Consider the following 3,875-nt stretch of genomic DNA (forward strand, 5'->3'; position numbering starts at 1 on the left):
CCCGGGGCCGCCCCGTACCAGACCCCGGTCGTGGTCAGCACCCGGTCCGTCACCGCGCAGAGCACACTGAGCGTGGCCATGGCCCCGGCGGGCGGCCAGGCGGTCGTCCTGAAGCCGAGTTGACCCTGCACCGGAGGCGGCTGACATCGACACCGGCCGGCCTGCTTCGGCGACTGACCTTCGGTAAACGCTTACCGTCTCGGGAGGGTGCCTTCCGACGACGGAACTCACAGGCGTGAGCCGGTGCAGTAACGTCGGAGCCGTGACGGACGAGGAAGTGGGGCCGGTCGACGCCCAGGGGTCGAAGAGGGCGAAGCGGAAGAGGAAGCCGGCGGACAGGCCCAGCACGATCCGCGACGTCGCCGCGAAGGCCGGGGTTTCCGTAGCAACCGTTTCCCGGACGTTGGCGGGCAACTACCCGGTGTCAGCGGAGACCAGGGAGCGGGTCATGGCCGCTGTCGACTCCCTCCACTACGTCGTGAACGTCCACGCCAAGGCGTTGTCCGGCCGGGTCGCCGGGCCCATCGCTCTTGTCCTGCGTGACATCACCGGCCCCTCCCTCGCCCACGTGGCGGCGGGGGTGGAAGAGGAGGCCGGCAGCCGGGGCCGCCTCAGCCTGGTGTGCTCGACCAAGGACGACATCAAGCGCGAGGACGACCTGGTCCAGCTGATGCGGGAACAACACGCGGCGGCGGTCGTCCTGGTGGGTGGCACCGTGACGGACGACGCGTATCACCGTCGTATGGCCGGCTATGCCAAGGCGCTGGACTCCGCGGGGTCCCGGCTGGTGCTGTGCGGCAGACCGCCGCTGCCCGCGGGTGTGCCGGCCACGGTCGTGGACTACGACAACCGCGGCGGCGCCTTCCAGGCCACCGCTCACCTGCTGACCGCCGGCCACCGGCGGGTCCTGTTCCTCAGCGGCGCGCCGGGCTTCAGCAGCGCGGAGGAGCGGCGCCTCGGCTACCGGGACGCGCTGCGCGCTCATGGCGTGCCGTACGCCGATGAGCTGGACACGAACGGGGACTACACCCGCGTCTCGGGTCACCTGCGCACCCGGGAGGCGCTGAGTACGGGTGTCGGCTTCACGGCGGTGTTCGCGGGGTCCGACGTGGTCGCGCTGGGAGCGCTGGCCGCCCTGCGCGAGGCCGGTCTCAGCGTCCCGGACGAGGTCTCCGTCGTCGGCTTCGACGACGTTCCCTTCGCCGCCGACCTGACCCCGGCCCTCACCACGGTCCGGGTCCCGTACGAGGAACTGGGCCGCACCGCCGTACGCCTCGCCCTGGACCGCGAGGTGGGGTTCGCCTCCGACAACCACGTGGTGCTGAGCACGCAGCTCGTGATCCGGGATTCGGTGCGTCCGGCTGCCCGTTGAGAGAGCGTCGGCGAGGCGTGCGGCGGTGTCTCTCGGCGCCGGGTTCCTCTTGCCGGCGCCGAGCGACGAAGGCGTGTCAGTGGTGGTGACCGCTTCGGCCGAGGGTCTGCACCGGGGTCGCGCCGGGGCGGGTCCACTGCGGCACGGGGCGGCCGGTCGGGCCCCAGGTGGGGTTCCCCTCCGCGTCGGAGCGCCAGGTCCAGCACGCACCGCGCCCCTCGGGCCAGCCCTCGGGGTTGTCCTCCCATGTCTCGCCGCGGCCGTAGGGGGTCATGTCGAGCAGGCCGAGGGAGCCGCTGACCCGTTCGTTGCCACGGCCCGTCGTGGAGTAGGTGAGGAACGCGCGATCGCCGTCGCGCAGGTAGCAGGTGAGGTACCCCATGTCCCCTCCGACCGGCCCGTCCACGCCCCGCACCGAGTACCAGGGCTGGGTGTAGCCCATGAACTCGACGAAGGACGCCACCTCGTCCCACGGGCCCGTGGTCACGACGGCGAACGAGACCCCGCGCGCGTTGAGGTAGACGGCGTCCTTCAGGTGCCAGGCGGTGGTGGTGCAGCCCTCGCACTGCCCCTGGTGCGGAGCGGCGTCGTACCACATGTGCTTGTAGACCACGAGCTCGTCGCGCCCCTGGAAGAGGTCCAGGAACGGCACCGGGCCGTCGGGGCCGACGACCTCGACCGTCCCGTCGAACTCCACCATCGGCAGCCGGCGGCGGGCCGCGGCGATGGCGTCGCCCTCGCGGGTGTGGGCCTTCTCGCGGACCAGAAGCTCGTCCCGGGCGCTCTGCCAGGTGGCCAGGTCGACGACGGGCGGGCGGTCGGGCAGCGCGGTGCTCGGGTCGTCCGGCGTGGTGGTCATGGGTCCTCCGTTAAGTGTCGTGCGGCAGCGTCGTACGACTTTCCACGACGCTCTCCGCAACAGACTCCCGATCCGGCCGGAACTCATCGCTGCGAACGCGAACCCACCGGGCCCCTCGTCCCGGCACCGAGCCCCTGTTGTCTCATCGCTCCGCCGCTCCGCCGCTCCGTCCACGCGCCGCGTCACTTCGCGGCAGAACGCTCCCGCGCCGTCCGTGGCGTGGATGAACCCGGACGGGCAGCTCGACGACCCGGCCGGACAGGGCGTCGAGGCCGCACGCCTCATCCTCGACGCGATCGAGACCCGCGTCCGGGAGCTGATCTCGGAGATGGCGCCCGCTGACGGCCAGGTCACCACTGCCCGGCGCCGCGACGGCGCCATACCCCTGACCACGATGGCCGCTCACCCGCCCGCGCGGGACCTGCACCGACCATGGCATCCATCTCACCTGAACCGGCCGGCCCTGGGCGCGCCCGCACCTGACCGGGCCCACGAGCCGCTCCCCGAACTCGGACCGACTCCGCGAGCGGCCCGGTCTCCCAGCCGGGCTGCCGACGCCTCGCGCTCGGCGCCCGACCGCACCCCTGCCCGGCTTGAAGCCCTGCTCAACGGCTCACGCCGGATCCGTGGACCCGGGATCAGCCGCCTGGCCGAGCCCCCTGGATGTGGAAGTTGAAGTCGCCGTGGCCGAGCGTGCCGTACAGGTGCAGCCAGATCGGCAGGAGCATCTCGACGCCGCGGGCGGTGGTGATGTCGCCCAGGTCGATGACGCTCGCTTCGGGCCAGCCGAAGGAGCCCAGCAGTGCCGTGACGGCCTTCTTGGCCCCGGTGTCGTCACCGCTGACGAACACGGTGTGCTCCCCTGGCACGCGGGCCGGCTCCACCATGACGAAACAGTTCATGGTGTTGAGGGTCTTGACGACCTTCGCGTCGGGGAAGGCCCGCTGGAGGCGCTCGCCGAGGCTGTCGGTGCTGACGGGGGCCGACGTCGGCCGCCCGGCGGTGAAGTCCAGCGGGTTGGCGACATCGATGAGGACCTTGCCGCTCAGACGGGGTGCGCCGGCCGCTTGCAGGGCATCGAGGCTCCGCTCGCCCGCGGTGGTGTTGACGACCGTCTCGCCGAAGGCCGCCGCCTTCTCGAAGGTCTCCAGACGCACCTGCCCGTGGTCGGCGTGCCACTGGGCGAACGGCGGGTTGCCCATGCCGTCGGGTTCGGTGCGGGCGAGCGTGGCCCCGGGATCGCGGGTGCCGATGACGACGTCGTGACCGAGAGAGGCGAGCTTGCCGGCCAGCGTCCGGCCGACGATGCCGGTACCGAGGACTGCATAACGCATTCGAGTGGGTCCTTCCGGGTCTCGGGCGATCGGCCTGAGGCCGCGCCCATGAGAAAACCAACCGAGTCGTTCGCGTCGCGTGATGACGGTAGCTGTCGAGACGGCGCCCCGTTCCCATCTATCGTGGAAAATCACATCATGATGGCTCGTGTCGAGGCAGGCTGCACATGAGGAACCCGCAGATCGATTACGCCGCGGTCTTCCGGGCTCTGCCCGGCATGGTGGCGTTGCTGACGCCCGAGTTGGTGTACGTCGACGTCAACGACGACTTCCTACGGCTCACCGGTCGCGCCCGCGAGCAGTTGCTTGG

At 71.4% G+C, this 3,875-nt stretch carries 4 protein-coding genes and 1 pseudogene; 3 read left to right on the forward strand and 2 right to left on the reverse strand.

Annotated elements, in window-relative coordinates:
- Positions 1-403: 403 nt before the first annotated feature.
- Complete coding sequence (locus JF597_RS48395; protein WP_294012057.1) at positions 404-1,372, forward strand: LacI family DNA-binding transcriptional regulator; 969 nt, start codon at positions 404-406, stop codon at positions 1,370-1,372.
- A gap of 76 nt (positions 1,373-1,448) precedes the next feature.
- Here JF597_RS48395 and JF597_RS48400 read toward each other — a convergent pair whose 3' ends face one another.
- Positions 1,449-2,231 carry a DUF899 domain-containing protein gene (locus JF597_RS48400; RefSeq protein WP_294012052.1) on the reverse strand — a complete coding sequence of 261 codons (783 nt, stop codon included), beginning with the start codon at positions 2,229-2,231 and terminating at the stop codon, positions 1,449-1,451.
- Between the two features lie 241 nt (positions 2,232-2,472).
- Between JF597_RS48400 and JF597_RS48405 the strand changes: the two are divergent.
- Positions 2,473-2,571, forward strand: a pseudogene (locus JF597_RS48405) (phosphotyrosine protein phosphatase); the annotation flags it as partial.
- A gap of 298 nt (positions 2,572-2,869) precedes the next feature.
- On the opposite strand, the gene JF597_RS48410 reads toward JF597_RS48405, so the two are convergent.
- On the reverse strand, positions 2,870-3,565 hold the full coding sequence (locus JF597_RS48410) for an NAD(P)-binding domain-containing protein (RefSeq protein WP_294012055.1): 696 nt from the start codon (positions 3,563-3,565) through the stop codon (positions 2,870-2,872).
- Positions 3,566-3,732: 167 nt separating this feature from the next.
- Here JF597_RS48410 and JF597_RS48415 point away from each other — a divergent pair.
- The coding region (locus JF597_RS48415; RefSeq protein WP_294012059.1) for a PAS domain-containing protein at positions 3,733-3,875 on the forward strand (143 nt) is incomplete at its 3' end.

Source organism: Streptomyces sp. (genome assembly GCF_019510245.1).
Taxonomy (GTDB): domain Bacteria; phylum Actinomycetota; class Actinomycetes; order Streptomycetales; family Streptomycetaceae; genus Streptomyces.